Raw genomic sequence first — 26,800 nt, 5'->3', positions numbered from 1 at the left:
CGCAGGACACCCTGCGGGGGCCGCGACCGTGTGCGTCCGGGCCGCTCAGACTCCGGCGGTCGCGCTCCAGGCGGCCTCGGCGGCGGCCAGGGCGGGCGCCGCCTGGGCGTCCGTCGCGTCGGCGAGGGCCGACAGGCAGGCGCGGACGGTGTCCAGCGCGGCCGCCTGCCCGTAGTGGTTGACCCGCAGCATCGAGCCGGCCAGGGCGCCGCCGCCCGGCTGGACGGGCAGGGCCGGGTCGAGGCGGGCGGCGAGGGCGGTGGCGTCGACGCCGTCCGGGGTGCGCAGGGTGGTGGCGACCGGGGCCGCGTGGGCGTCCTCGACGACGTACGGGGTCAGGGTGCCGAGCGCGCGGACACCGGCCCGGGTGGCGGCGGAGGCGGCGCGGTGGCGGGCGATCACGGCCGGCAGGCCGTCGGTGGCGATCCGGTCCAGGCAGGCGCCGAGCGCGAGCATCTCCAGCTGGGCCGGGGCGTGCGGCAGCACGGCGCGGCCGGCGTCCGTCCAGCGCTCCTTCCAGTCGAGCAGCGACAGGTAGGAGCGGCGCGGGGCGGCCGGGTTGGCGGCGATCCGCTCCCAGGCGCGCCCGGAGACGGACACGGCGGAGACCCCGGCCGGGCCGCCCATCGCCTTCTGGCCGCCGATGACGCACAGGTCGACGCCCCACTCGTCGGTGAGCAGCGGCTCGGCGGCGACGGAGGCGACCGCGTCGAGCATCAGCAGGGCGCCGTGCTCGCGGACCACGGCACCGATCCCGGCGACCGGGTTGGTGTTGCCGGTGGCGGCCTCGGCGTGCACCAGCGAGACGAAGTCGATCTCCGGGTTCGCCTCCAGGGCCTCGGCCACCTGCCCGGCGCTCACCGCGCTGTCGAAGGGCACGGCCAGGTCGACGACCTTCGCCCCGCAGGAGCGCAGCCAGTTGCCGAAGGTCTGCCCGTACGGGCCGGTGACGATGTTGAGGGCGGTCGAGCCGGGGTGGGCGGCGCTGCGGATCGCGGCCTCCAGGGGGAGGAGCGCCTCGCCCTGGGTGACGATCACATCGGCCTCGGTGTGCAGCAGCGCGGCCACCCGGTCCTCGATCGCCGCGAACTCGGCGGCGCTGAGCGGGGGCAGGTCGAGGAAGGGACTCACGTCTTTATCGCCTTTCGCGGGGCTTCGCGGGGGTGGGGGTGCCGGAACGAGTCTGCCGCATCATGACTGCTTACACGGAACCCGCCCGTCGGTAGAGTGCGGCCATGAGCGATGGCGCGGTGCTGCACGTACGGGGTCGGGTGCTGGTCGGTCCGCAGGACGTCCGGGACGAACTCTGGGTGGTGGACGGCCGGGTGAGCTTCACCCGCCCGCCGACCGCCGGCGACGTGCGGACGGTGACCGGCTGGGTGCTGCCCGGCCTGGTGGACGCGCACTGCCACGTCGGCCTGGACGCGCACGGTGCGGTGGACGCCGAGACCAGCGAGAAGCAGGCGCTCACCGACCGGGACGCCGGAACCCTGCTGATCCGCGACGCCGGCTCGGCCGCCGACACCCGGTGGATCGACGAGCGCGAGGACCTGCCCCGGATCATCCGGGCCGGGCGGCACATCGCCCGCACCCGCCGCTACATCCGCAACTACGCGCACGAGATCGAGCCCGGCGACCTGGCCGCCTACGTCCGGGCCGAGGCCCGGCGCGGGGACGGCTGGGTGAAGCTGGTCGGTGACTGGATCGACCGCGAGCGCGGCGACCTCGCCGCCTGCTGGCCCGGCGACGCGCTGGCCGAGGCGATCGCGGCGGCGCACGAGGAGGGCGCCAGGGTCACCGCGCACTGCTTCTCCGCCGAGTCGCTGCCGGACCTGCTGGCGGCCGGGATCGACTGCGTCGAGCACGCCACCGGACTGACCGAGGAACTGATCCCGGTCTTCGCCGAGCGCGGGGTGGCGATCGTGCCGACCCTGGTCAACATCGCCACCTTCCCGGACCTCGCGGCCGGCGGCGAGGCCAAGTTCCCGGCCTGGTCGGCGCACATGCGGCGGCTGCACGAGCGCCGGTACGACACCGTGGGCGCCGCGCACGACGCCGGCATCCCGGTGTTCGTCGGGACGGACGCGGGCGGATCGCTGGCGCACGGGCTGGTCGCGGACGAGGTGGCGGAGCTGGTGAAGGCGGGGCTGAGCCCGGCGCAGGCGCTGTCGGCGGCGAGCTGGGGAGCGCGCGAGTGGCTGGGGCGGCCGGGGCTGGAGGAGGGCGCGCCGGCGGACTTCGTGGTGTACGAGGAGGACCCGCGGGCGGACGTCCGGGTGCTCGCGGATCCGCGGCTGGTGGTGCTGCGGGGGCGGCCGGTCGGGTAGCCGCGCCGAGCGGCCGGGACGTCGGTGACGGCGGGGCCGGGAGGGCGGTGAGGGCGGGGCCGCGGGAGTGGCGACCGCGCCCTCCCGACCGGCCTCGATCACATGATCATCCGCTGAAAGCCCTGTCGGTGTAGGCCGATAGGGTGGCGACCATGGCACCGCGTCCACTGAACGAGATCGTCGAGCCCGGTTGGGCCGCCGCCCTGGAACCCGTCGCCGGACGGGTCGCCGCGATGGGCGACTTCCTGCGCACCGAACTGGCCGCAGGCCGTACCTACCTGCCCTCCGGCCCGAACGTGCTGAGGGCCTTCCAGCAGCCCTTCGCCGACGTGCGGGTGCTGATCGTCGGGCAGGACCCGTACCCGACCCCCGGGCACGCCGTCGGGCTCAGCTTCTCCGTGGCGCCGGAGGTGCGGCCGATCCCGGCGAGCCTGATCAACATCTACCGGGAGTACGGCACCGACCTGGGCCTGCCGCAGCCGTCCAACGGGGACCTCACCCCGTGGACGCGGCAGGGCGTGCTGCTGCTCAACCGCGTGCTCACCGTGCAGCCGCGCAAGAGCGGCCAGCACCGCGGCAAGGGCTGGGAAGCGGTCACCGAGCAGGCGATCCGGGCGCTGGTGGCGCGCGGCGGTCCGCTGGTGGCGATCCTGTGGGGGAGCGACGCCCGCAACCTGCGCCCGCTGCTGGGCGACGTCCCGTCGGTGGAGTCGGTCCACCCCAGCCCGATGTCGGCCGACCGCGGCTTCTTCGGTTCGCGGCCGTTCAGCCGGGCGAACGAGCTGTTGGTGCGGCAGGGGGCGCAGCCGGTGGACTGGCGGCTGCCGTAGGCGTGGGCGCCGGCCTGGCCGCTTTAGCAGAGGCGAGTCAGCGCAGAACGCCAATCTCACTCCAACGGGTGAAATGACTTTCTGTGTTACTCATGTGACAGATTGTTCGAGAAGACTGGCGGCTCATCGTTTCATCTGTGTGGGGGTATCGCCATGTCTTCTCGCCGAATCGTTTCCGCCGCCGCGGCCACCGCCGTGGTGGCGAGCACCCTGCTCACCGCCGCGCCCGTCCAGGCGGCCGAGCCCGTCGCGTCGCCCGGCAAGGCGCGCGCCGTCACCGCCGAACTCGACCTGGACGTCAGCCTGTTGAACAAGGCGGTGGACATCCCGGTCAACATCGCGCTGAACAAGGTGGAGTCGCCGGCCCAGGGGTCCCCCCAGCCGGGGGTGGGGGGAGGTTCCGTGCTGACGGCCACGGTGGCCGGGGTCGACCAGACCGGCCCGGTCGAGCTCGTCAAGGCCGACATCGGCAAGGCGGTCACCCGGGTCGACGCCAAGGGTGCCACCGCCTCCGTCAAGCTCGTCAACGCCGATGTGCACGCCCCCGGCCTGCCGGCCACCGCGCTGCTCGGCCTGGAGGCGATGAGCGCCGAGGCGACCTGTCCGGTGGACGGGCAGCCCACCGCCGACGTGATCGCCCCGGTCAAGCTCAGCGTGCTGGGCAAGCCGGTCACCGTCGGCCTGTACGGCCCGACCAAGGTGGACGTGCCGCTGATCGGCAACGTCTCGGTGGAGTTCTCCAAGAAGACCGTCACCACGACCACCGCCGCCGCCTCGGCCCTGGAGGTGCAGGTGGAGGTGAACCCGCTCAACCTGAACGTCGCCAAGGTCACCGGGAAGGTCACCGTCGCCTCGGTGAGCTGCGAGAAGCCCTCCGCGCCGGCGGCCACCCAGGCGGCCACCCCGTCCGGCCCGGCCGCCGCGAGCACCGCGCCCGCCGGCGCGTCCACCGCCCAGCCGGCCTCCGACACCACCGCCTCGCGCACCTCCGTCCCGCAGGCCGCGGCGGAGAAGGTGGAGAAGGCCGATGCGGCGGAGAAGGCGGAGAAGGCGGAGAACCTGGCCGCCACCGGCGGCAGCAGCGCCACCGGCCCGCTCGCCGCGGGGGCCGCCGCCCTGGTCGCGGGCGGAGCGGCCGCGCTGTGGGCCACCCGGCGCCGTCGCGCCGCGCACGCCCGTCGTCACTGACCACGCCGGTGCCGTCACCGACGGCACCCGTAGCGGCGGGAGTGCCGCCCCCGGCACTCCCGCACCGTGACGGTGCCAATGCGGACGGTTGGTTCACATGCGCGTTACACGAGAGGAACAACCGGGAAACGGCGGCTTGCGACGCTACGCGGGCACCCACCACCCAGCAACGCGAGGGACACGACGTGGCTATCAAGGCCGAGTACATCTGGATCGACGGCACCAAGCCGACCGCGAAGCTCCGTTCCAAGACCCGTGTCCTGCCCAACGCCGACAAGATCCCCACCTGGGGCTTCGACGGTTCCTCGACCAGCCAGGCCGAGGGCCACGCCTCGGACCGCGTGCTGGACCCGGTGCGCGTGGTGCCGGACCCGATCCGCGGCGGCGACCACATCCTGGTCCTCTGCGAGGTCCTGGAGACGGACGGCACCCCGCACGTCTCCAACTCCCGCGCCCTGCTGCGCGAGGTCGCCGAGAAGTACGCCTCGCAGGAGTCGATCTTCGGCATCGAGCAGGAGTACACCTTCTTCAAGGGCTCCCGCCCGCTCGGCTTCCCGGAGGGCGGCTACCCGGCCCCGCAGGGCGGCTACTACTGCGGCGTCGGCGCCGAGGAGGTCTTCGGCCGCGAGATCGTCGAGCTGCACCTGGACCGCTGCCTCGACGCCGGCCTGGCCATCTGCGGCATCAACGCCGAGGTCATGCCCGGCCAGTGGGAGTTCCAGATCGGCCCGGTCGACGCCCTGACCGTCTCCGACGACATGTGGATCGCCCGCTACCTGCTCTACCGCACCGCCGAGGAGTTCGGCATCGACGCCACCCTCGACGCCAAGCCGGCCCGCGGCGACTGGAACGGCGCCGGTGCCCACACCAACTTCTCCACCAAGGCGATGCGCGAGGGCTACGACGCCATCATCACCGCCTGCGAGTCGCTCGGCGCCTCCCAGGAGAAGGTGCTGGAGCACGTCAACCAGTACGGCGACGACATCCAGTCCCGCCTCACCGGCAAGCACGAGACCGCTCCGTGGAACTCCTACAGCTACGGCGTCTCCGACCGCGGTGCCTCCGTGCGCATCCCGTGGCAGGTCGAGGTGGAGAAGAAGGGCTACATCGAGGACCGTCGCCCGAACGCCAACGTCGACCCCTACGTCGTCACCCGCCTCCTGATCAACACCTGCTGCGAGGCCCTGGAGAAGGCCGGCCAGGTCTGATCCACCTCGATACCCGGTGTGCGTGCAACGCCCGCAGGCCCCTTCCCGGTTCGGGAGGGGGCCTGCGGGCGTTCGGGCCGGGCCGTCGGAGGAGTGAGGCGCCCCGGCGCCGGGTCTTGATCGGCGTGGGGGTGTCACGGAGAATCGGGCCATGACTGCTCCGGGCCGGCCCCTCCTCGTGCGCCGTCTGCACGTGGACCTGGGCCGGGTGTGGGCGGACGGGTGTCGCGGTCGATGGGTTCCGTCCACCGACCGCAGGCAGTACCGGCCCCAGGAGTGTGTCCTTCCATGGCTCTCACCTTCCACTGGTTCCTCCCCACCAACGGCGACAGCCGGCTGATCGTCGGCGGCGGGCACGGCTCCACGCCCGGCACGGCCGGGTCGGACCGACCGCCGAGCATCGGCTACCTCGGGCAGATAGCCCGCAGCGCCGAGCAGTTGGGCTTCGAGGGGGTCCTGACGCCGACCGGGGCCTGGTGCGAGGACGCCTGGCTGACCACCGCGATGCTGAGCCAGACCACCGAGCGGCTGAAGTACCTGGTCGCCTTCCGCCCGGGGCAGATCAGCCCGACGCTGGCCGCGCAGATGGCCGCGACCTACCAACGGCATTCCGGCGGGCGGTTGTTGCTCAACGTGGTGACCGGCGGGGAGTCCGCCGAGCAGCGCGCCTACGGGGACTTCCTGGACAAGGACGCCCGGTACGCGCGGACCGGGGAGTTCCTGGACATCACCCGGCGGCTCTGGGCGGGGGAGACGGTCGACCACCACGGCCCGCACCTGCGGGTCGAGGGGGCGCGGCTGAACCGGCTGCCGGACCCGGTGCCGGCGGTGTACTTCGGCGGCTCCTCCCCGGCGGCCGGCGACGTCGCGGCCCGGTACGCGGACGTCTACCTGACCTGGGGCGAACCGCCCGCCCAGGTCCGCGAGAAGATCCGCTGGATCCGTGAACTGGCCGCCGCCCAGGGCCGGACCGTCCGGTTCGGCATCCGGCTGCACGTGATCACCCGGGACACCGCCGCACAGGCCTGGGCGGAGACCGAGCGGCTGCTCGCCGCGATGGACCCGAGCAGGGTGCGGGAGACCCAACGGGCGCTCGCCGAGAGCGAGTCGGAGGGACAGCGACGGATGCTGGCGCTGCACGGCGGCTCGGCGCAGCGGCTGGAGGTGTACCCGGGCCTGTGGGCCGGCATCGGGCTGCTGCGGGGCGGCGCCGGGACGGCGCTGGTCGGCAGCCACCGGGAGGTCGCGGACCTGATCTGCGAGTACCACGGGCTGGGCATCGACGAGTTCGTGCTGAGCGGGATGCCGCACCTGGAGGAGGCCTACTGGTTCGGCGAGGGCGTGCTCCCGCTGCTCGCCGCCCGCAATCTGTGGGACCGGCCGTGAGGCCCGGTGGTGGGAGGCGGCCGGCTGTGAGGCCCGGTGCGGGAGGCGGCCGGCCGTGAGGCCCGGTGCGGGAGGGGGTCGCTCACGAGGCCCGGTGCGGCCCCGATCGTGACCTGCAAATCGCTGGTCACGCGCCCTCGCCGGGCCGAGAATTCATGGCATGACCCAGCAGCCCCTGCTCCTCCTCGACGTGGACGGACCGCTCAACCCCTACGCCGCGCCGAAGCGGAGGCCCGAGGGCTACGACACCCACCGGCTGCGCCCCTCCTGGTGGGTGGCCAAGCAGGAGTACCTGGCGGCGGTCCAGGCCCGGCAGGCGACGCGCGCCAAGCACGCCAAGCCCCCCGCCGTCCGGGTCAAGCCGCTGCGGGTCTGGCTCAACCCCTCCCACGGCGAGGCGCTGCTGGCGCTGCCGTACGAACTGGTGTGGGCCACCGGGTGGATGGGCGAGGCGAACACCCACATCGGCCCGCACATCGGCCTGCCCGAACTCCCGTACATCCGCTGGTCCGACCTCTTCGGTGCGGACCCGGACGGCCTGCACTGGAAGACCAGGGACGTGGTCGCCTGGGCCGCCGGGCGTCCGTTCGTCTGGGTGGACGACGAACTCGGCCCGCAGGACGGCGAGTGGATCGCCGCCCACCACCCCGGGCCGGCGCTGGCCCTGCACGTCAACCCCCGGATCGGCCTGTTGGCCGAGGACTTCGCCAGGCTACGGGAGTGGGCGGAGAGCAGCGCCGTTCCGGGGGCGTGAACGGACAAGGGTGGGGCGCGCAGGGCGTGAACGGATGCGCGGTGTGCGCCGTGCGCCCCGTTGCGCCCGGGGCGCCGCCCTTCCTAACGTCCCGTCATGACCATTTCCACGGAGCCCATCGGCAGCATCCCCCGGCCGAGCACCCTGCTGAACGCCCTGGCCGAGCACGCCGAAGGCCGGCTGTCCGACGCCGATCTGAAGAAGCTGCAGGACGAGGCCACCGCCGACACCCTGGCCAGGCTGACGGAACTCGGCTGCCCCGTCCTGGTGGACGGCGAGCAGGCCAAGCCGAGCTTCGTCACGTACCCCCTCGCCGGACTGACCTCCCTCGACGGGGACGGCGCCGTCATCCCCTTCGCCGACGGGCACACCCGGCAGCTGCCGCGGCTGACCGCCGGCCCCTTCCGGTACCAGGTGCGTGCCGAGACCTATCTGCGTGACGCCCGCCGCCACACCTCGCAACCCGTCAAGCAGGCCGTCATCGCGCCCTCGGCGCTCAGCCTGCTCTACCCGGCCGACGGCATCGACGGGTACGCGCGCGAGGAATTCCTGCGGGACCTGGCCGACGAGGCGGAGGCCGACATTCGCGGCTGCCTGGACGCGGGCGCCCACGTCGTCCAACTCGACTTCACCGAGGGTCGGTTGTCGCTCAAGCTGGACCCGTCCGGCGGTTTGCTGGACGACTTCGTGGCCCTCAACAACCAGGTGCTCGACCGGTTCACCGAGAAGGAGCGGGCCCGCCTCGGCGTGCACACCTGCCCCGGCGGGGACCAGGACTCCACCCACAGCCTGGACGTCGACTACGCCGCGCTGTTGCCGAAGCTCTTCCAGCTCAAGGTCGGCAACTTCTACGTGCAGCTGGCCAGCGAGGCCGACCCCGACCGGGTCCTCGCCGTCATCGCGGAACAGCTGCGCCCCGGCATCCGGGTGTTCGTCGGGGTGACCGACCCGATCGACCCCAAGGTGGAGAGCCCGGAGGAGGTGCGCGACCGCGTGCTGGCCGCGGCCCGGTACATCCCGGTCGACCAGCTCGGCACCACCGACGACTGCGGCTTCTCGCCGTTCGCCGACGACGTCTCGACCTCGCGCGAGACCGCCTTCGCCAAGATCGCGGCCCGGGTGCGGGGCACGGCCCTGGCGGCGGAGGCGCTCGGCGTCCAGTAGGGCCGAGCTGCGCTGCTCGGCGGCCGGCGGCCGGCGGTCCAGTCGTTCCGCCGGTCGCCGGCCGCCGTTCAGTCCGAACCGAGCACGGCCTCGAGGGCGTCGAGGAAACGGTCGGTGGTGGCCTCGTCCCGGACGGCGATCCGCAGCCACTCCTCGCCCAGCCCCGGGAAGGTGTCCCCGCGCCGGACGGCGAAGCCGTGCTCGCGCAGCCGCTCCCGGACGGCCGCCGCCTCCGGGAGCCGGACCAGGACGAAGGAGGCGGCCGGCTCGCCGTACAGCCGCACGGACGGGAAGGCGGCCAGTCCTTTCACCAAGTGATCGCGCCAGAGCGCCAGTTCGGCCGCGGCCTGCTCCGCCTCGGCGAGTGCCGCCGGGGCGGAGCACACCTCGGCGGCGGCCAGTGCCGGGGTGGAGACCGGCCAGAGCGGCTGGGCGGCGCCGAGTTCGGCGATCAGCGGCGCGGGCCCGAGCACGTAGCCGATCCGCAGTCCGGCCAGGCCCCAGGTCTTGGTGAGGCTGCGCAGCACGACGACCCGGCCGGGCAGGCCCCGGACGGAGGCGAGGGACTCCCGCTCCCCGGGGACGGTGTCCATGAACGCCTCGTCCACCACCAGGGTGCGGCCAGGCCGGGCCAGCGCGGCGACGGCCTCGGCGGGGTGCAGCACGGAGGTCGGGTTGGTCGGGTTGCCGAGGACGACCAGGTCCGCCTCCTCGGGGACGGTACCCAGTCGGAATCCGTCCCCGGGGGAGAGCAGGACCCGGTGCACCCGGTGTCCGGCGTCCCGCAGGGCCGCCTCCGGCTCGGTGAACTGCGGGTGCACCACGGCGATGTGACGTGACGTCAGCACGCGTGCCAGCAGGACGAAGGCCTCCGCGGCGCCCGAGGTGAGCAGCACCTCCTCGACCGGGCGGGCGTGCCGGGCGGCCACCGCGGCGCGCGCGGCGCCCTGGTCGGGGTAGGCGGCGAGGTCTCCGAGGGTGTCGGCGAGGTGCTCGCGCAGCCAGGCCGGGGGAGTGCCGGTGCGGACGTTGACGGCGAGGTCGACCAGGCCGAGCCCGTCGGCGCGCACCTCGGCGTCGCCGTGGTGGCGCAGGTCGGGTTCGGGGGCGGTCACGCGGGGTCTCCTTGCGGGCGTTCGGCTGGTGCCGGTCGGTGCGGGTGGCGCTGGTGTCGGTCCCGGAATTGGCCCCGGTGTCGGTCCCGGGGCGGGTGGTGCCGGCCGTCGGGGTCGGTGCGGGGCGCGGTGGCCGGGGCCGCTGCGGGCGGCGTGGGGCGTTCGTCGGTCGCCATGCGGGCGATCGCGACCGTGGCCCGCGCCGACTTCCGCTTGGTGACCACGAGCCGGCCGCCCGGTGCGCTCGCCAGCGCCGCCGCCTCGGCCACGCTCGCGGTGCCGACGGCCGTACCGACCGTGGCGGAGGGGTTCGGCACGGGTACGCCCGCCAGTGCCTCGGGCGGGTGTTCGTCCACCGGTAGCGGTACGGATGCTCCGGCGAGGCGGTCGGCCGCCCAGCGCACCGCCGGGTGGTCCGCCTTGCCCGTGACGGTGGCGAGCCGGGCCACCGCGGAGCGCGCCAGACCGGCCTCCCGGAGGGTGTCCGTCAGCAGCCGCAGCACCTCGGTCCGTTCGGCGCCGCTGCTCGCGCCGATCCCGACCACCAGGGTGCGGGGGGCGCCGGCGACCGGATCGTTCACGTGCCGCACCCTTTCGTCCCCGGATCCGGTGATCCCACCACGCCCGGACGGAACGGGTCAATCGCGGCGGGTGTGAGATCCGACGCGGGTCCCGTGGTCGTCGGTCCGCGCTCGGCCCGTCCTCCGTGCCGTTCGTGCCGTCCGCCCCCCGTCCGCCCGGAACCGTCGCGGCGCGGCAGCTGTTCGTCTGTTCTTCACCCGCGTTGTGCGGTACACGACACCATGGCGCTCCTACTGTTCTCGGCGCTCCCGCCCAGGAAGTCCCGACCTCCGGAGGACCTCATGGCCTTCGCACGACCGCGTACCCCCGGAACCCCCGACCACGGAACCCCCGCCCCCGCCCGTCGACGACGCTCCGCAGGTGCCGCCGACCTCACCGGAATCCGGAACTGACGCCCGTGTACGTCGCGGACTCGCGCAGCTCGAAGGCCCCCGCCGGGCCGTCCTCGACCACGTCGGCCCCCGCCGACCCGTCCTCCACCGCGTCGGCCTCCGCCGGGCCGGCCGCCGGCCCGGTGCGGCGGGCCGCCGTGCCCGGTGCGGTCGTCGCCCTCGGCGCGGTCAGCCTGGTCACCGACGTCTCCTCCGAGATGGTCACCGCCGTCCTCCCCCTCTACCTGCTCACCGGCCTCGGCCTCTCCCCGCTCGGCTTCGGCCTGCTCGACGGCATCCAGAACGGCTTCAGCGCACTGGTCCGGCTGGCCGGCGGCCATCTCGCCGACCGCCGCGGCCGGGACGGTGCGGCCCGCCACAAGGCCGTCGCGGCCGTCGGGTACGGGCTGTCCGCCCTGTGCCGGCCGCTGCTGCTGTTCGTCCACACGGTGCCGCTGATCGGTGCCGTGATCGCCGTCGACCGCACCGGGAAGGGCCTTCGCACCGCCCCCCGGGACGCGATGATCTCGCTCGCCACCGATCCCGCCCACCGCGGCCGGGCGTTCGGGGTGCACCGGGCGATGGACACGGCCGGTGCCCTGCTGGGCCCGCTCACCGCCTTCCTGGTGCTGCGGCTGGCCGGCGGCCCGCTGCTCGCGGACGGCGGCGAACGGCACGGCTACGACGCGGTGTTCGCGGTCAGCGCGTGCGTCGCGGCGCTCGGTGTGCTGATCCTGCTGCTGTTCGTGCCCAACCGGCAGCAGGGTGACGACTTGTCGACCTCCGCCCCCTCGCTGCGCGACAGCCTCACCCTGCTGCGACTGCCGGGGCTGCGCCGGCTCACGCTCTGCGCCGTCCTGCTCGGCCTCACCACCGTCAGCGACTCCTTCCTCTACCTGCTCGTCCAGCGCCGGCTGGACCTGCCCGTCGGCCTCTTCCCGCTGCTGCCGCTGGGCACCGCCGCCGCCTTCCTGCTGCTCGCCGTCCCGCTCGGCGCGCTCGCCGACCGGATCGGCCGCCACCGGCTCTTCCTCGCCGGGCACGGGGTGCTGCTGCTCGCGTACGGGCTGCTGCTCTCGCCGCTGCGCGGGCTGCCGGCGGTGCTCTGCGTGCTGGTGCTGCACGGGACCTTCTACGCGGCCACCGACGGCGTGCTCGCCGCCGCGGCCGCCGACGCCGTACCCGCCGAGCAGCGCGGCGCCGGGCTCGCCCTGGTCGGCACCGGGCAGGCGCTGGCCCGGTTCGCCTGCTCGTTGCTGTTCGGTGCGCTGTGGGGCCTGGTCGGCGGCCCGGCGGCGCTGGGCTGGTCGGCGGGGGCACTGGCGCTGTGCGTGCTCGGCGCGGCGGCCGTGCTGCGCCCGTCCGGGCCCGTCGAGGGGCAGCCCGGGCCCGTCGAGGGACAGCCGGACCCCACCGCCGGACAGTCCGGCCCCGTCGCCGCGAAGACCCCGGAGGAGACCCGATGAACCTGCAGAACCGAACCAGGATGATCGTCCTGCTGGTCGCCGTCGTCCTGCTCGGCGCGCTCGGCACCGGAGCCGTCCTCCACGCCGCCGACCGCACCGCCCGCCGGGACCAGGCCCAGCCCGGCGGGCCGTCGGTCGCCTCCGGTCCCGTGTCACTGCAGGTGCGGAGCGGGGCACGACAGCTGTTGTTCCGCAACATGGCCTGGGGGCCGCACCGGGACGAGATCACCTCCGTCGCCGCCGACCGCCCCGACGGCCCGCGCACCGCGTCCGGCATCCAGTGCCTGCGCTTCCACGCCGCCGCCGGCACCGGCATCTGCCTCCAGGCCCAGCACGGCGCACTGGAGGACACCTACCGCGCCGTCGTCCTGGACGACCACCTGCGCGAGATCCGCTCGTTCCCGGCGGCCGGGATCCCCACCCGCTCCCGGGTCTCCCCGTCCGGGCACCTCGCCGCCTGGACGGTCTTCGTCAGCGGCGACTCGTACGCGGGCAGCGACTTCTCCACCCGCACCTCGATCGTGGACGTCCGCGACTGGAACCTGCGGGAGAACCTGGAGGACTTCGCGGTCGTCCTCGACGGCCGCCCGTACCAGGCGCACGACGTCAACATCTGGGGCGTCACCTTCGCCGACGACAACACCTTCTACGCCACCCTCGCCAGTGCCGGCCGGACCCACCTCGTCCGCGGTGACCTCGCCGCCCGCACCCTCACCGCCCTGCACGACAACGTCGAGTGCCCCTCGCTCTCCCCGGACGGCACCCGCGTCGCCTACAAGAAGCGCGTCCCCGGCCTGCCCGCCGACGCCCCCTGGCGGCTGTACGTGCTCGACCTCGCCACGATGACCGAGACCGCCACCGCCGAACAGCGCAACATCGACGACCAGGCGCTCTGGTCCGGCGACGGCACCCTGGTGTACGCCCTGCCCGGCGACTACGGTGCCGACCTGTGGACCGTTCCGGCGGACGGTTCGGGCGGTGCGCAGCAGGTCACCGGGGCCGCGGTCGCCCCCGCCTACCTGGGCTGAGGAACTCTCGGCTACGGTCCCACGTCGAGCAGAGTGTGACGTCCTGATCAGGTGTCCCGAACGAATTGCCTGATCAGACGTCCCGATCGAGCGTTCTGATCGAACGGGGGAGCGAGACAACCGTGGACGGCATTCCACCCGAGCGCATGGTGACCGACTCCTGGCCCGCGCTGCACGGCCGCCCGGTCCTGCGACGCACCGTCGCCGTCGGGCTGGTGCTCTGCGTGTCCGTCGCCGCCGCCCTCGTGGTGCGCGGCGTCAACGCGCTCACCGCCGGCAGCGCCGGCCGCGAGACCGACCGCGACCGCGCCGAACGCCTGGCCGGCCTGCACCCCTCCCAGCACCCCGGTGTCGGCCGCTTCTACGTCCCGGTCGGCGCCGTCTACACCCACACCTCCGACGGCGCCCCGATCGCCTACCTGCACTACCGCCTCGGCGGCGGCAGGGCCCCGGGCCTCGGCGACTTCCTCAGCGCCTACGACCTCCCCTCGCCCGGCCCGGCCGCCCCGCTCCCGGCCGACCTGCTCGCCGCCCTCGGCGGCGACGAGCCGGCCGAGGCCCCGGAGCTCCCCGAATCCGCGCCGACGCCCACGCCCGGCCCGTCCGCCGGCGCCGAGCCCCCGGCCCCGGAGCCCGACCCCACCGCCGCCACCCCGGACGTCAGCGACCCCCCTCCCGACCTCGCGGACCCCACTGACCCCGAGGCCCCCGCCCCCGACGACCCCACCGCCGACGACTCAACCTCCGACGACCCCACCGCCGACGACTCAACCTCCGACGACCCCACCCTCGACGGCTCAACCCCCGACGACCCCACCCCCGCGCCCACCGCCGAGGCCCCCGCCACCCCGACCTGGGCCCCCACCCCGACCCCGACCCCCACCGACCTCCCCACCCACGCCCCCACCGCCCGCCGCATCTACGTCGCCACCATCCCCGGCGGCCTCCCCGGCGCCGCCGACATCTACATCCGCGCCACCGGCTGACCCCCGGCCGGCGTGCGGGTTCCGCCGTTCGCGCGGCCCGTCCGCCCCCGCTCGCCGCCCCGCCGGACACGCCTGCGCCCCCGCCGGGACGGACCGGCGGGGGCGCAGCTGTATCGGGGGAGGTGTCGGCCGTCGGGCCGGACCGCGGTCAGCGGGCGGCGGCCGGTTCGGGGACGGGGGTGGGTGCGGTGACCGGTTGCGGTGCCGGTGCCGGTACCGGGGTACGGCGGGCGGGGGCCTGGCCGACGAGCAGGGCGGCGAGCGCGAGGAGGAGGCCGAGGAGCTGCCAGGCGGTGAGGGTCTGGCCGAGGACGATCAGGCCGCCGAGGGTGGCGACGACCGGGTTGATCAGGCCGAGGAAGGAGGCCGGGCCGGCGCCGAGGTGTTCGATGCCGCGGAACCAGAGGAAGTAGCCGAGCGCGGTGCCGAACAGGCCGAGGTAGGCGAAGCCGGCCAGGTTGGCGGCGCTCAGGGCGGGCGGCGCGCCCTCGACCACGGCGGCGAGCGGCACGAGGAAGATCGAGCCGGCCAGGAGCTGCCAGGCGGTGAGGTCGAGCAGGGAGGCGCCCTCGGGGCGGCCCCAGCGGCGGGTGAGGACGGTGCCCATGGCCATCAGCGAGATCCCGGCGACCATCGAGGCGATCCCGACGCCGTCCAGCCGGGCGCCGCTCTTGAGCACCAGCAGGGCCACGCCGCCGACCCCGACCAGCCCGGCGATCACCGCCCGCCGTCCGGGGCGCACCCGCAGCACGCCGATCGAGAACCCGGCGACGAGCAGCGGCTGGATCGCCCCGATGGTGGCGGCGACGCCGCCGGGAAGGCGGTACGCGCCGACGAACATCAGCGGGAAGAACAGCCCGATGTTGAGCATCCCGAGTACGGCCGCGCGCCCCCACCAGCGCCCCTTGGGAAGTCGACGGCCGATCAGCAGCAGGAGCAGTCCGGCCGGGAGGGCGCGGAGCGCCGCGAGCAGCAGCGGGCGTCCCTCGGGCAGCAGCTGGGTGGTGACGAGGTAGGTGGTGCCCCACGCGGCCGGCGCGAGGGCGGCGGTGACGGCGATCCCTGCGCGCTTGCGGTCCATGACGGCCATGACGTCCCCCTGAACGTTGATTATCTGAACGTTGAGATACTTTCTACGCCCGGGATCGGAGAACGTCAAGTATGTGAATGTTAAGATATCTGCGATGGATGGACGGCTTCGGACAGGCGGCTCCGGGAGGGCGGCGGGCATGGAACAGCGCGACACCGTGGACGACATCGTCGAGCAGTGGGCCCGGGCCCGCCCCGACCTGGACTCCGGGCCGATGGCCCTGATCGGCCGGCTGCGACGACTCAACGTCCGGGTCGACAACGCCCTGCGCGAGTACTTCACCGCCTGCGGCCTGGACTCCTCCGAGTTCGACGTCCTGGCCACCCTGCGCCGCTCCGGCGAGCCGTACGAGCTCAACGCCCGCGCACTGCTCAAGTCCGCGATGGTCACCTCCGGCGCCATCACCAACCGGGTCGACCGGCTGTCCGCCAAGGGCCTGGTCGAGCGCAATCCGTGCCCGACCGACCGCCGCGCCGTCCTGGTCCGCCTCACCCCGGCCGGCAAGGACCTGATCGACGGCGCGCTGACCGGTCACGTCCACAACGAGGAGCGCATCCTCTCGGCCCTCGACGTGGACGAGCGCACCCGGCTCGACGCCCTGCTGCGCAAGCTGCTCATCGCGCACGGGGACACCGAGCCGCTCCTCTGAACCGGGGCCGGTGCCCCCGGGGTGGGGCGCGGCGGGACGACGGACGGCGTGTCCAGCGGCGTCCCGGCCGCGTCACTCCTGACGGGCGCCCGGAGGGGTGCTCAGCGGCGCGCGACCAGCGCGTACCGCTCGTCGTCCACCGGGCCGCCCCACAGCTCGGCCTCCCCGCCGAGCGGCTCGACCCGCAGCTCGGACACCAACGGCCGGACGGCCGCCGTGAGTTCCTCCGCCCCGACCCCGTCGCCCCACGGCAGCGGCCCCGCCCCGGCCGGGTACGGCGAGGAGGTGGCCTGCCCGGCCTCGCGCCAGCGGCCCTCGACCAGGACCAGTCGGCCGCCGGGCCGCAGCAGCCGCACCCAGGCGCGCAGCGCCCGCTCGGGCTCGGGGAGCGTCCAGACCAGGTGGCGCGACAGCAGCGCGTCGAAGCTCCCGTCCCCGAGCGGAGGCGCGCCGGCGTCCCCCACCAGGAAGCGCGCCGTCAACCCCGCCGCGACCAGCTTCGCCCGGGCCCGCGCGACCATCCGCGGCGCCAGGTCCACCGCCGTCACCCTGTGCCCGTCCGCCGCGAGCAGCAGTGAGAGCGAGCCGGTGCCGCAACCGACGTCCAGCACGTCCGCGGCCCCGCCCGGCACCCACCCCCGCACCCGCCGCGCCCACGCGGCCCGCACCGGCTCCTTCCGCAGCCCGTGGTCGGGCTCCTCGTCGAAGGCCTCGGCGGCTGCGTCCCAGTACTCGGCAATGGCCCGGCGGCCGGAGTCACCCATGGCGCGCATCATCGCAGCCGCCACCGACACGTTGACCGGTTCGACCTGTGCCGCGCTCCACGCACCCCGGTCGTGTTCCCGGCCGCGCCGTTCGCCGTGCGCGCGCCGGAGTCCCCCGGTGAACCCGGCGCGGTGGCCCAGTGGTTCCCGGTGGGCGGCGAGCTGCCGGTCCCGTGGCCCTTGCCGGTCCCGCGCGGCGCGTGACGATGCCGCCGACCGGCACGCCTGCCGTGGCCGACAGTGCCCGGCCGCCGCGATCCGCTCAGCCCGCTCCGCCCAGGGTCGGCGGCTGCCAGCCGTACGTCCGGGCGGAGCGGCTCAGCAGGGCGCGGGCGGGGAGGAGGCCCGCGAGGGTGAGGGCCGTGGTGCGCAGGAGGGTGGCGGCGGGGGAGCGGAGGGCGACGAGCTCGCCGATGCGGCGGGAGCCGGCGACGACGGCGGTGGTGCGGGGGAGCCGGGCGGCGGTGTAGGCGGGCAGGGCGGCGGCCGGGTCGGCGCCGGGGGCGAGCAGGGAGGCGAGGACGACGGCGTCCTCGATGGCCTGACAGGCGCCCTGGCCCTGGAAGGGGCACATCGCGTGGGCGGCGTCGCCGAGGAGGACGACCCGGCCGCGGTGGTGGGCGGGCAGCGGGTCGGCGAGGTCCCGGACGTCGTGGCGCAGGACGCGCTCGGGCTCGGCCAGGGCGAAGAGCTGCGGTACGGGGGCGCACCAGTCGCCGAACCGGCGCAGGAGTTCGGCCCGTTCGTCGCCGTCGGCGGCCCGCTCGCCGGCCGGGGCGAGGGCGGCGCCGTACACGTAGACCCGGCCGTCGGCGAGCGGGACGATTCCGGCGAGCCTGCCACGGCCCCACACCTCGCCGGCGGCGGCCGGGTGGCGGCCGGGGGTGACGATGGTGCGCCAGGTGGTGAATCCGCTGTAGCGGGGGCCGGGGTGCCCGGGGAAGAGCAGGCCGCGGGTCGCGGAGTGGATGCCGTCGGCGGCGACGACCAGGCCGGCCGCCTCCTCCCCGTCGGCGGTGCGGACGACGGCGGGCTCGGTGGCGCTGCCGGGGGTGACCAGGGTGGCGGGTGAGCCGGTGCGGACGGTGTCCTCCGGGAGCGCGTCGACCAGGGCGGCGATGACGTCGGCGCGGGCGACGGCGGCGATGGTGTCGTTGAAGTAGGCCACGAAGTCCGAGGTGTCGATGCGGGCGAGCCAGCGGCCGGAGGGGTGGCGCAGGCCGACGGCCGGGTGCGGGGTGGCGAGGGCGCGCAGACGCCCGCCGATGCCGAGCCGGTCGAGGGAGCGCAGGGCGTTGGGGGCCAGGGCGAGCCCGGCGCCGACGGGTTCGAGGGAGTCGGCGCGCTCGTGGACGCGGACCGGGACGCCCTGCCGGTGGAGGGCGAGGGCGGCGGTGAGCCCGCCGATGCCGCCGCCGATGACGATCGCCTGCTGACTGCCCTGCGGGTTGCCCATGGGAGGGCTCCTCTCCTCGCACTACATCCGTAGTGCTCATCTGCCAGCACCGTACTACAGATGTAGTCTGCGAACACTACTGCTGTAGTGAGTTGGGGTCGCCCCAGGAGAGAGGCCATGATCGGACCCATGACGCCCCCGCGCCCGACCCTGATCGCCGATGCCGCCATCACCCTGATCGCCGAGCGCGGCCTGCGCGGGCTGACCCACCGCGCCGTGGACGAGGAGGCCGGCCTGCCCGCCGGCTCGACCTCCAACCTCGCCCGGACCAGGGCCGCCCTGCTCGAACTCGCGCTCACCCGGATCGTCGAACGGGAGACCGAGGACCAGCCTGTCCTCGCCGAGGAGGCTCCCGCCGCGGCCCCGCCCGTCCCCGCCGCCGCCATCCCCGCAACGCCCGCCGGCCCCGCCGTGCCCGCCACCCCCGCCGCCGCGCGGGACCTGCTCGTCCGGGGCGGCGCCGAGCTGCTCCACCAGGCGCTCACCAGCGGCCGCCGGTTCACCCTGGCCCGCCTGGAGCTCGCCCTGGAGGCCACCCGGAGGCCCGAACTGCGCGCCGTCTACGACCGCCTGGGCGGGCGCTTCGCCGGCACCGCCGCCGCCCTGCTCGCGCGGTGCGGCTCGGCGGACCCGGCGGCCGACGCCCGCCGCCTGATCCGCTGGTGCGACGGGGTGCTGTTCAACGCGACGGCGGGCAGCGGGCACTGGCACATCCCGGCACCGGAGGAACTGCGCGACGAGGTGGCGGGCTACCTCTCCGCGCTGCTCGACCGGGAGTAGCCGGCGAGTGGCACGCGGGCCCGCGAGGGGCGGGGGCCGCGGCGTCCGCGCACCCGCTGACCCGCCGGCCTTCCCGTTCGCCCGTTCACCGGTTCACCCGTTCATCCGTGCGGCCACGGCCCGGGCGCAGTCCGCCGCGGACGCCCGTGAGCTGTCCACCACCAGGTCGTACGCGACGCCCCGGTGCACCGTCTCCGCCTGCGCGGCCGCCATCCCGGCCACCCGGTCGCCGCGCGCGGCCTCCCGTTCCACGGCCACCGCCGGAGCGCAGCGCACCCCGACCCAGAGCACGTCCAGGCCCTCCAGCGCCGCCCGCCACCGGGCCTGTGAGGCGGCGCCACCGAGGAACACCTCGTCCACCACGATCCGGGCCCCGGCCCGGGCCATCGCCGCGACCCCGATCGTCCAGGCGGCGTCCAGCGCGGCGAAGACCGGACCGACCTCGACCGTGCCGTCCCCGTCCTCCAGCCCGCCGATCCCCGCGCCGCCGCTGCGCAGCGAGGGCGGCAGCGCCTCGACCATGGTGTCCGCGCCGAGGTGCAGCCAGGGCTCCGGCAGTAGCTCCTGCAGGCACCGGGCGATGCTCGACTTCCCGGAACTGGACCCGCCGTTGAGAACGATCACGTGCATGCGCGCAGCCTAGGTCCGGGTGGCCCGCGGCGTCGCGGCGTTATCCCCGCAGGGCCGCCGCCGAGGCCGGAGCCAGGCGGGACGCGCAGCCGCCGCCGCTTCTCCCGGCTAAGCCTTCCCGGCGGCCCCGGCGGCCCCGGCGGCCCCGGCGGCCCCGGCGGCCCCCGCCTTCCCCGCCACTCCCGCCGCGAAGTCCGCCGCCGCCGCCGTGAAGGAGGACGCCACCGCCGGTGCGCCCGCCCAGTGCAGGTGCAGGTAGGAGGCGTGCACGTTGCCGCCCCCGAAGCCCTCGGTGCGGGGCCCGGTCGGCAGGCGCCAGCCCCAGGCCGGGAGTTCGCCCGCCCCCGGGTCGCAGACCGTGCGGTGGAACTCGTGGCCGCGCAGCCTGGTACCGGCCGGGGCCAGCGGGGAGTCGTGCAGGGCGACCGCCTCCCGGTAACCGAGGGTGAGCCGTTCGGTCATCCGGGCGTCGGTGGCCAGCACGCCGCACATCGGCAGGCCGTCCAACTCCCGCCCCAGGTAGAGCAGTCCGGCGCACTCGGCGGCGACCGGCCCGCCCGCGGCGGCGAACGCGGCGATGGCGGAGCGCAGCGGGCCGTTGCCGCTCAGCTCGCGGACGTACAGCTCCGGGAAGCCGCCGCCGATCACCAGGCCGGCCGTCCCCTCGGGCAGCGCCGAGGCGTGCAGCGGGTCGAAGGGGACCACCTCCGCGCCCGCCGCGTCCAGCAGTTCGGCGTTCTCGGCGTACGAGAAGGAGAAGGCCGCGCCGCCCGCCAGCGCGATCCGCGGCCGGCCGGCCACCGGGGTGACCTCGGCCGACGGGTCCCACGGCTCGGCGTCCAGGTCCGGTGCCGTCCGGGCGAGTGCGAGCAGGGCGTCCAGGTCGACCGAGGAGGCGACCAGTTCACCCATGTCGGCGACCGCCCGGAGGGCCTCCGCCGAGCGCTCCACCGCCGGGATCAGCCCGAGGTGGCGGGACGGCGTGGCGACCGCCGCGGAGCGGCGCAGCGCGCCCAGCACCGGCACGCCGGAGCCCTCCTCCAGGGCCTCGCGCAGGAGTTGCTCGTGCCGGTCGGAGGCGACCCGGTTGAGGATCACCCCGGCGAGCCGGACCTCGGGGTCCCAGGAGGCGAAGCCGTGCACCAGCGCGGCCACCGAGCGGGACTGCGAGGAGCCGTCCACCACCAGCACCACCGGCGCCCGCAGCAGCTTGGCGACGTGCGCCGTGGAGGCCAGCTCCCCGCGGCCGGAGGCCCCGTCGAACAGGCCCATGACCCCCTCGACCACCGCGACGTCCGCCCCCGCCGCGCCGTGCAGGAACAGCGGGGCGATCCGCTCCGGCCCGCACAGGAAGGCGTCCAGGTTGCGGCCCGGGCGCCCGGCGGCGAGCGCGTGGTAGCCCGGGTCGATGTAGTCGGGGCCGACCTTGTGCGGCGACACCGCCAGCCCGCGCGCGGCGAGCGCCGCGATCAGGCCGGTGGCGACGGTGGTCTTGCCGGCGCCCGAGGAGGGCGCGGCGACGACGAGGCGGGGGACGTTCACGGGGCCGGTGCTCAACGCTCTACCACTCGATACCGCGCTGGCCCTTGCGGCCGGCGTCCATGGGGTGCTTGACCTTGGTCATCTCGGTGACCAGGTCGGCGAATCCGGTCAGCGCCTCGGGCGCGTACCGGCCGGTGATGACGACGTGCTGACTGCCCGGACGGTCCCCGAGCACGGCCACCACCTCCTCCGGGTCGATCCACCCCCAGTGCATCGGGTAGGTGAACTCGTCCAGCACGTAGAAGCGGTAGGTCTCGGCCGCGAGGTCCCGCTTGACCTGCTCCCAGCCCTCCTTGGCCGCCTCCTCGCTGGACATCTCCTGCTCGGCGGAGCGCTGGATCCAGGACCAGCCGGAGCCCATCTTGTGCCAGTCGACGGTGCCGCCCTCGCCGGAGGCGCCGAGCACGCGCAGGGCGTTCTCCTCGCCGACCTTCCACTTGGCGGACTTCACGAACTGGAACACCCCGACCGACCAGCCCTGGTTCCAGGCCCGCAGTGCCATGCCGAACGCGGCCGTGGACTTGCCCTTCCCGGGGCCGGTGTGCACGGCGGTGATCGGCAGCGTGCGGCGCTGACGGGTCGTCAGGCCGTCGTCGGGAACGCTCTCGGGGACACCCTTGGGCATGTCGGCTCAGGCCGCCTTTCGCATCGAAGCAGTCGAAGTGGCACCACGGTTCTCGGTACGGCTCTCGCGGACGAGCGAGGCCACGCCCTCGGCGCGCAGCTCGTCCAGGCTGACGGCGGTGCCGCCGAGCAGCCCGGCCAGGGTGCGGGCCAGGCCCAGGCGGACCGGGCCGGACTCGCAGTCCAGCACCACGCTCGCCGTGCCCTGTGCCGCGAACAGCGCGGCCGCGCGACGGGACCGGTCGAGCGCGTCCCGCCCGCCGGTGGCCCGGCCGTCGGTCACCACGACCAGCAGCGGGCGCCGGTTCGGGTCGCGCAGCCGCTCCACCCGCAGCACCTCGTGGGCGCGCAGCAGGCCGGCGGCCAGCGGGGTCCGCCCGCCGGTGGGCAGTGACTCCAGCCGGGCCGCGCCGACCTCCACCGAGGAGGTGGGCGGCAGCGCAAGCTCGGCACCCGCACCCCGGAAGGTGATCATGCCGATCTTGTCGCGGCGCTGGTAGGCGTCCATCAGCAGCGACAGCACCGCGCCCTTGACGGCGGTCATCCGCTGCCGGGCGGCCATCGATCCGGAGGCGTCCACCACGAACAGCACCAGGTTGGACTCCCGTCCCTGACGCACCTGTTCGCGGAAGTCGTCCTTGTGCACCACCAGGGCACGCCCGCTGCGCCCGCGCGCCACCTGGTGCGGTGCGGCGGCCTGGAGGGTCGCGGTCAGGTGCAGCCGGGCGAGCGCGCCCTGCGGGCGGCGGGCGCGGATGGTGTGCCCGCCGGTGGTCTCGGCGGGGGAGCGGCGGCCCTGGGCGCCCTGCCCGGTGCCCTTGACGGTGAACAGCCGGGTCCGGTACGGGTCCCCGGCCGCGACCGGCGCCGACTCCCGTGCGGGGGAGGGGTGTTGCGCGGGCACGGGCGGCTGCGCGGGCTCCTCGGCGCCCTCGGTGGCGGGGGTCTCGGAGGCCGGCCCCTCGGGGCCGCCGTCGGACGGCTCGGGTGCGCCGCCGCCGTCGGGGCCGCCACCCCCCGGGCCGTCGTCCTCCGGGCCCCCGTCCGGCCCGCCCTGGGGCCCGCCGTCGCCGTCCGGGCCGGGACCGTCGCCCTCGGGCTCGGGGTCCTCCTGCTGCGCGTGCTCCTCCAGCGTCCGGTCCAGCTGCTCCTCGTCCAGACCCGGCGCGTCGAAGGGGTTGCGGCGGCGCCGGTGCGGCAGCGCCAGCTGCGCGGCCTTGCGGACGTCCTCCTCCAGCACCTCGGAGCGCCCGTCCCAGGCCGCCAGTGCGACGGCGGTGCGGGCCATCACGATGTCCGCGCGCAGCCCGTCCACCTCGAACGCGGCGCACACGGCGGTGATCTGACGCAGGGCCACATCGGTCAGCTCGACCTTCGGCAGCAACCCCCGTGCCGCGACGATGTGTTCGGCGAGCGCCCGCTCGTCCTCGGCGAACCGGGCGGCGAAACCGGCCGGGTCCGCGTCGTAGCCGAGCCGACGGCGGACCACCTCGGCGCGCTCGGCCGGGTCCCGGGTGGCGGCGATCTCGACGGTCAGGCCGAACCGGTCGAGCAGCTGCGGCCGCAGCTCGCCCTCCTCCGGGTTCATCGTGCCGACCAGCAGGAACCGGGCCGCGTGGCGCACCGACACGCCCTCGCGCTCGACGTAGGAGCGGCCCATCGCGGCGGCGTCCAGCAGCAGGTCCACCACGTGGTCCTGGAGCAGGTTCACCTCGTCGATGTAGAGCACGCCGCGGTGCGCCCTGGCGAGCAGTCCGGGCTCGTACGCCTTGACGCCCTCGGCCAGCGCCCGCTCCAGGTCGAGCGAGCCGACGATCCGGTCCTCGGCCACGCCGACCGGCAACTCGACCAGTTGGGAGGGGCGTTCGGAAGCGGACGGGGAGACGTGCGGCCCGTCCGGGCACTGCGGGTCGGGTGCGGCCGGGTCGCAGGCGAAGCGGCAGTCGTCCACGGTCGCGATGGACGGCAGCAGGCCGGCCAGCGCGCGGACCATGGTCGACTTCGCGGTGCCCTTCTCGCCGCGCACCAGCACGCCGCCCACGGCCGGGGAGACCGCGTTCAGCAGCAGCCCGAGCCGCAGGTCGGCCATGCCGACGATCGCGGTGAACGGATAGCGGACGTCACTCATGCCGTACCCCACTCCTGTCGTGCCCGGCTCTGCGTTCCTGCCCGGTCCTGCGTTCCTGCCCGGCGCCGTCGACCTACCCGGCTCATGCGTCACTCCCAGGGGCCCCGGGCGGCACGAACGGCAGCGATCCGGCCGCCGGCACCCCGCCCTCGATCAGCTTCCACAGCGCGTCGGTGTCGGCGTGCTCCTCGATCAGGTCGCCCAGCCGGTCCAGCCGGGCCTCGCGCGCCGCGGCGAAGGAGGTGTCCGGGGCCGGGACGAACGCCCGGCCCGACAGCTCCGCGACCTCGCGCAGGAACGCGCGGCGGAACCCGTCGTTCTCCAGCGCGCCGTGCCAGGTCGTGCCCCGGACCGAGCCCACCCGGCAGCCGTCCAGGCTCCGTCCCCGGCCGTCGGAGAGGAAGGTCTCCCCGCCCTCGACGGTGACCACCCCGTGGTGGATCTCGTAGCCCTCCACCCGCTGCCCGTACGCCTCGCCGACGGGCCGCGCCAGCACCTTCTCGGCGCCGAACCGCACCCGCGTCGGCAACAGGCCGAGGCCCTCGACGGCGCCGGCCCTCGACTCGACCTCGTCCACGATCGAGTGCGCCAGCATCTGGTAGCCGCCGCAGACCCCGAGGATCGGCAGCCCGGCCGCCGCCCGCGCCTTCAGCACCGGCTCCAGGCCGCGCTCGCGCAGCCAGGCGAGGTCCGCGACGGTGGCCCGGGTGCCGGGCAGCACCACCAGGTCGGCGTCGGCCAGCTCCTCCGGCCGGGTCGCCCAGCGGACCAGCACGCCCGGCTCCTGCGCGAGCGCGTCCATGTCGGTGAAGTTGGACAGCCGCGGGAAGCGCACCACGGCCACCCGCAGCACGTCCGCGCCGAGCGGTCCGGGCCCGTCCGCCCGGTCCACCACCGTCGACAGGTCCAGCGAGTCCTCGGCGTCCAGCCAGAGCCCGGGCAGCATCGGCAGCGTGCCCAGCACCGGACGGCCGGTCAGCTCGTGCAGCATCTCCAGCCCGGGCGCGAGCAGCCGCGCGTCGCCGCGGAACTTGTTGACGAACCAGCCGGCCACGTGCCGCTGGTCCTCCGCCGACAGCAGCGCCAGTGTCCCGTACATCGCCGCGAAGACCCCGCCGCGGTCGATGTCCCCGACCACCACCACCGGCAGGGCGGCGGCCGTGGCCAGGCCCATGTTGGCGATGTCGCGGTCGCGCAGGTTGATCTCGGCGGGCGAGCCCGCGCCCTCGCAGACCACCACGTCGTAGCGGCGGCGCAGGTCGGCCAGGCACTCCAGGGCGCGCTCCAGCAGGACGGGCTTGCGCTCCCGGTAGTCCAGCGCGCCCACCTCGGCCACCGGCTTGCCGAGCAGCACGACCTGGCTGCGGCCGTCCGCGCCCGGCTTGAGCAGCACCGGGTTCATCGCCGCCTCCGGCTCCACCCGGGCGGCCTGCGCCTGCATCGCCTGGGCGCGGCCGATCTCGGCGCCGTCGGCGGTGACGAAGGAGTTGAGCGACATGTTCTGCGCCTTGAACGGCGCGACCCGTACGCCCTGGCGGACGAGCCAACGGCAGATCCCGGCCGTCACCACGCTCTTGCCCGCGTCCGAGGTCGTCCCCGCGACCAGCAGCGCGTTGCTCATGCCCGTCCCCTCTTCTTCAGCAGTGTCCGCAGCAGGACGTGCCCCGCGACCGTCGTACCCAGCGCCAGTGCGCCCACCCGCCGGGAGAGCGCGCAGGCACGCTCGATGTCGTCGACCGTCACCGGCCGCAGCTCCGCACCCAGTACGGGCCGGTGCTCCACGCGCTCGCCGTACCGCAGCGTCCCGCCCAGCCGGACGCCCACCGCTCCGGCGAACGCCGACTCGGCCTGGCCCGCGTTCGGGCTCGGGTGCGCGGAACCGTCGCGCCGCCAGACCCGCCAGGCGGTCCGGGGCTCGGGCGCGGCGGCCACCGTCAGCAGCGCCGTCAGCCGGGCGCCCGGCCAGCCCGCCAGGTCGTCCAGCCGGGCCGAGGCCCAGCCGAACCGGGCGTAGCGCGGCGAGCGGTGGCCCACCATGGCGTCCAGGGTGTTGACGGCGCGGAAGGCCAGCAGGCCGGGGGTGCCGGCCAGGGTGCCCCAGGTCAGCGCGTTCACCACGGCGTCGGCGGTGTTCTCGGCCACCGACTCGACCACCGCCCGGGCGATCTGCTGCCCGTCCAGCGCGCTCGGGTCCCGCCCGCACAGGTGCGGCAGCCGCTCCCGGGCGGCCGCGAGGTCGCCCGCGGCCAGCGAGCGGCCGATGGTGCGCGCCTCCCGGGTCAGCGAGGTGCCGCCGAGCACCGTCCAGGTCGCGGCCGCCGCCAGCGCCGCCCGGCCCAGCGGGCGCCGGCCCACCGTACGGTCCAGGGCGAGCGCGCCCGCCGCGACCGTGCCCACGCACAGCGCCGTGTACCCGGCTCCCGCGCCGCGGTCGTCGCGCCACAGCCGGCGCTCCAGCCGGGTGGCGGCGCTGCCGAAGGCGGCCACCGGGTGGCCGCGGCGCGGGTCGGCGAAACGGGCGTCGGCGGCGTAGCCCGCGGCGGCGCCGAGCGCGAACGCAGCGGCGCGGACCAGCGGGCGCGGAGCGCGGGCAGGCCGGCGCGGGGAGGAGGACGGGGGTGCGGACGCGGTCATCGGGCGCACGACGGAGGGCGGCTCGGAGTCCGGCAGGGCGGGGCAGCCTGCATCGCGTGCGTGTCCTCACTCAGGGTCCGCGCCCTGGATCGACGTGA

Annotated in this window: 24 protein-coding genes; 12 read left to right on the top strand and 12 right to left on the bottom strand. The window is 75.3% G+C overall.

All coding sequences use genetic code 11. The annotated features are described in order from the left end of the window. Positions 1 to 45: 45 nt before the first annotated feature. Positions 46 to 1,131, bottom strand: coding sequence for an aminotransferase class V-fold PLP-dependent enzyme (locus ABZ449_RS24775; RefSeq protein WP_360349696.1), 1,086 nt, complete (start codon positions 1,129 to 1,131; stop codon positions 46 to 48). Between the two features lie 104 nt (positions 1,132 to 1,235). On the opposite strand from ABZ449_RS24775, the gene ABZ449_RS24770 reads away from it, so the two are divergent. From ABZ449_RS24770 to ABZ449_RS24740, 7 genes are all read left to right on the top strand, one after another. Beyond that, on the top strand, positions 1,236 to 2,327 hold the full coding sequence (locus ABZ449_RS24770; RefSeq protein ID WP_360349693.1) for an amidohydrolase family protein: 1,092 nt from the start codon (positions 1,236 to 1,238) through the stop codon (positions 2,325 to 2,327). Between the two features lie 152 nt (positions 2,328 to 2,479). Further along, complete coding sequence (locus ABZ449_RS24765) at positions 2,480 to 3,157, top strand: uracil-DNA glycosylase (protein WP_359831256.1); 678 nt, start codon at positions 2,480 to 2,482, stop codon at positions 3,155 to 3,157. Between the two features lie 153 nt (positions 3,158 to 3,310). After that, positions 3,311 to 4,345, top strand: coding sequence for an SCO1860 family LAETG-anchored protein (locus tag ABZ449_RS24760; protein ID WP_360349690.1), 1,035 nt, complete (start codon positions 3,311 to 3,313; stop codon positions 4,343 to 4,345). Positions 4,346 to 4,530: 185 nt separating this feature from the next. Next, a complete protein-coding gene (glnII, locus tag ABZ449_RS24755) occupies positions 4,531 to 5,553 on the top strand; it encodes a glutamine synthetase (RefSeq protein ID WP_360349687.1) in 1,023 nt (340 codons plus the stop codon). Positions 5,554 to 5,841: 288 nt separating this feature from the next. Further along, a complete protein-coding gene (locus tag ABZ449_RS24750) occupies positions 5,842 to 6,939 on the top strand; it encodes an LLM class flavin-dependent oxidoreductase (protein WP_360349684.1) in 1,098 nt (365 codons plus the stop codon). A gap of 160 nt (positions 6,940 to 7,099) precedes the next feature. Continuing rightward, the gene (locus ABZ449_RS24745; protein WP_360349681.1) at positions 7,100 to 7,693 is read left to right on the top strand and encodes a hypothetical protein; all 594 of its coding nucleotides are present in this window, start codon (positions 7,100 to 7,102) and stop codon (positions 7,691 to 7,693) included. 96 nt (positions 7,694 to 7,789) lie between these two features. Beyond that, positions 7,790 to 8,857: a cobalamin-independent methionine synthase II family protein gene (locus tag ABZ449_RS24740; RefSeq protein ID WP_360349678.1), complete on the top strand. Its 1,068-nt coding sequence runs from the start codon at positions 7,790 to 7,792 to the stop codon at positions 8,855 to 8,857. 68 nt (positions 8,858 to 8,925) lie between these two features. Here ABZ449_RS24740 and cobC read toward each other — a convergent pair whose 3' ends face one another. Further along, positions 8,926 to 9,972 carry an Rv2231c family pyridoxal phosphate-dependent protein CobC gene (gene cobC / locus ABZ449_RS24735; RefSeq protein WP_360349675.1) on the bottom strand — a complete coding sequence of 349 codons (1,047 nt, stop codon included), beginning with the start codon at positions 9,970 to 9,972 and terminating at the stop codon, positions 8,926 to 8,928. Then, positions 9,969 to 10,553: a cobalamin biosynthesis protein gene (locus ABZ449_RS24730; protein ID WP_360349672.1), complete on the bottom strand. Its 585-nt coding sequence runs from the start codon at positions 10,551 to 10,553 to the stop codon at positions 9,969 to 9,971. The genes cobC and ABZ449_RS24730 overlap by 4 nt, the downstream gene beginning before the upstream one ends. A gap of 398 nt (positions 10,554 to 10,951) precedes the next feature. Here ABZ449_RS24730 and ABZ449_RS24725 point away from each other — a divergent pair, with 398 nt between their 5' ends. From ABZ449_RS24725 to ABZ449_RS24715, 3 genes are all read left to right on the top strand, one after another. Then, entirely contained in the window at positions 10,952 to 12,391 is a 1,440-nt protein-coding gene (locus tag ABZ449_RS24725) for an MFS transporter (protein ID WP_360349669.1), read from the top strand. A 2-nt stretch (positions 12,392 to 12,393) separates the two neighbouring features. Continuing rightward, on the top strand, positions 12,394 to 13,419 hold the full coding sequence (locus ABZ449_RS24720; RefSeq protein ID WP_360349705.1) for a TolB-like translocation protein: 1,026 nt from the start codon (positions 12,394 to 12,396) through the stop codon (positions 13,417 to 13,419). 122 nt (positions 13,420 to 13,541) lie between these two features. Then, a complete protein-coding gene (locus ABZ449_RS24715) occupies positions 13,542 to 14,405 on the top strand; it encodes a hypothetical protein (protein ID WP_360349666.1) in 864 nt (287 codons plus the stop codon). Positions 14,406 to 14,553: 148 nt separating this feature from the next. Here the strand turns inward: ABZ449_RS24715 and ABZ449_RS24710 are convergent, their stop codons facing one another. After that, positions 14,554 to 15,495, bottom strand: coding sequence for an EamA family transporter (locus ABZ449_RS24710; RefSeq protein ID WP_360349663.1), 942 nt, complete (start codon positions 15,493 to 15,495; stop codon positions 14,554 to 14,556). Positions 15,496 to 15,634: 139 nt separating this feature from the next. On the opposite strand from ABZ449_RS24710, the gene ABZ449_RS24705 reads away from it, so the two are divergent. Next, positions 15,635 to 16,144 (top strand): MarR family transcriptional regulator, encoded by a 510-nt coding sequence (locus tag ABZ449_RS24705; protein ID WP_360349661.1) that lies wholly within the window; start codon positions 15,635 to 15,637, stop codon positions 16,142 to 16,144. Between the two features lie 101 nt (positions 16,145 to 16,245). Here ABZ449_RS24705 and ABZ449_RS24700 read toward each other — a convergent pair whose 3' ends face one another. Beyond that, positions 16,246 to 16,908, bottom strand: coding sequence for a class I SAM-dependent methyltransferase (locus ABZ449_RS24700; protein ID WP_360349658.1), 663 nt, complete (start codon positions 16,906 to 16,908; stop codon positions 16,246 to 16,248). Positions 16,909 to 17,170: 262 nt separating this feature from the next. Further along, positions 17,171 to 18,364, bottom strand: a complete 1,194-nt coding sequence (locus ABZ449_RS24695) for an FAD-dependent monooxygenase (RefSeq protein WP_360349655.1) — start codon at positions 18,362 to 18,364, stop codon at positions 17,171 to 17,173. Positions 18,365 to 18,481: 117 nt separating this feature from the next. On the opposite strand from ABZ449_RS24695, the gene ABZ449_RS24690 reads away from it, so the two are divergent. Continuing rightward, positions 18,482 to 19,144, top strand: coding sequence for a TetR/AcrR family transcriptional regulator (locus ABZ449_RS24690; RefSeq protein ID WP_360349652.1), 663 nt, complete (start codon positions 18,482 to 18,484; stop codon positions 19,142 to 19,144). Positions 19,145 to 19,237: 93 nt separating this feature from the next. Here the strand turns inward: ABZ449_RS24690 and cpt are convergent, their stop codons facing one another. From cpt to ABZ449_RS24660, 6 genes are all read right to left on the bottom strand, one after another. After that, positions 19,238 to 19,768 (bottom strand): chloramphenicol phosphotransferase CPT, encoded by a 531-nt coding sequence (gene cpt / locus ABZ449_RS24685; RefSeq protein ID WP_360349702.1) that lies wholly within the window; start codon positions 19,766 to 19,768, stop codon positions 19,238 to 19,240. Between the two features lie 114 nt (positions 19,769 to 19,882). Further along, positions 19,883 to 21,316, bottom strand: a complete 1,434-nt coding sequence (locus tag ABZ449_RS24680) for a cobyrinate a,c-diamide synthase (RefSeq protein WP_360349649.1) — start codon at positions 21,314 to 21,316, stop codon at positions 19,883 to 19,885. A 19-nt stretch (positions 21,317 to 21,335) separates the two neighbouring features. Continuing rightward, positions 21,336 to 21,941, bottom strand: coding sequence for a cob(I)yrinic acid a,c-diamide adenosyltransferase (cobO, locus tag ABZ449_RS24675; protein ID WP_360349646.1), 606 nt, complete (start codon positions 21,939 to 21,941; stop codon positions 21,336 to 21,338). Positions 21,942 to 21,947: 6 nt separating this feature from the next. After that, positions 21,948 to 24,068, bottom strand: a complete 2,121-nt coding sequence (locus tag ABZ449_RS24670) for a putative cobaltochelatase (protein ID WP_360349643.1) — start codon at positions 24,066 to 24,068, stop codon at positions 21,948 to 21,950. Between the two features lie 82 nt (positions 24,069 to 24,150). After that, positions 24,151 to 25,689: a cobyric acid synthase gene (locus ABZ449_RS24665; protein WP_360349640.1), complete on the bottom strand. Its 1,539-nt coding sequence runs from the start codon at positions 25,687 to 25,689 to the stop codon at positions 24,151 to 24,153. Beyond that, entirely contained in the window at positions 25,686 to 26,702 is a 1,017-nt protein-coding gene (locus ABZ449_RS24660; RefSeq protein WP_360349637.1) for a cobalamin biosynthesis protein, read from the bottom strand. The genes ABZ449_RS24665 and ABZ449_RS24660 overlap by 4 nt, the downstream gene beginning before the upstream one ends. Positions 26,703 to 26,800 lie beyond the last annotated feature (98 nt).

This window comes from Kitasatospora sp. NPDC005856 (assembly GCF_040629945.1).
Lineage (GTDB): Bacteria > Actinomycetota > Actinomycetes > Streptomycetales > Streptomycetaceae > Kitasatospora.
Note: the sequence above shows the minus strand (reverse complement) of the source record. Positions and strands in the feature narration are given on the sequence as shown.

Coding starts and splice junctions, on each gene's coding strand:
- ABZ449_RS24765 (WP_359831256.1), top strand. CDS start 2,480: ATGGCACCGCGTCCACTGAACGAGATCGTCGAGCCCGGTTGGGCCGCC.
- ABZ449_RS24770 (WP_360349693.1), top strand. CDS start 1,236: ATGAGCGATGGCGCGGTGCTGCACGTACGGGGTCGGGTGCTGGTCGGT.
- ABZ449_RS24665 (WP_360349640.1), bottom strand. CDS start 25,689: ATGAGCAACGCGCTGCTGGTCGCGGGGACGACCTCGGACGCGGGCAAG.
- ABZ449_RS24710 (WP_360349663.1), bottom strand. CDS start 15,495: ATGGCCGTCATGGACCGCAAGCGCGCAGGGATCGCCGTCACCGCCGCC.
- cobO (WP_360349646.1), bottom strand. CDS start 21,941: ATGCCCAAGGGTGTCCCCGAGAGCGTTCCCGACGACGGCCTGACGACC.
- ABZ449_RS24740 (WP_360349678.1), top strand. CDS start 7,790: ATGACCATTTCCACGGAGCCCATCGGCAGCATCCCCCGGCCGAGCACC.
- ABZ449_RS24695 (WP_360349655.1), bottom strand. CDS start 18,364: ATGGGCAACCCGCAGGGCAGTCAGCAGGCGATCGTCATCGGCGGCGGC.
- ABZ449_RS24745 (WP_360349681.1), top strand. CDS start 7,100: ATGACCCAGCAGCCCCTGCTCCTCCTCGACGTGGACGGACCGCTCAAC.
- ABZ449_RS24760 (WP_360349690.1), top strand. CDS start 3,311: ATGTCTTCTCGCCGAATCGTTTCCGCCGCCGCGGCCACCGCCGTGGTG.
- ABZ449_RS24700 (WP_360349658.1), bottom strand. CDS start 16,908: ATGGGTGACTCCGGCCGCCGGGCCATTGCCGAGTACTGGGACGCAGCC.
- ABZ449_RS24690 (WP_360349652.1), top strand. CDS start 18,482: ATGATCGGACCCATGACGCCCCCGCGCCCGACCCTGATCGCCGATGCC.
- ABZ449_RS24750 (WP_360349684.1), top strand. CDS start 5,842: ATGGCTCTCACCTTCCACTGGTTCCTCCCCACCAACGGCGACAGCCGG.
- ABZ449_RS24705 (WP_360349661.1), top strand. CDS start 15,635: ATGGAACAGCGCGACACCGTGGACGACATCGTCGAGCAGTGGGCCCGG.
- ABZ449_RS24660 (WP_360349637.1), bottom strand. CDS start 26,702: ATGACCGCGTCCGCACCCCCGTCCTCCTCCCCGCGCCGGCCTGCCCGC.
- ABZ449_RS24670 (WP_360349643.1), bottom strand. CDS start 24,068: ATGAGTGACGTCCGCTATCCGTTCACCGCGATCGTCGGCATGGCCGAC.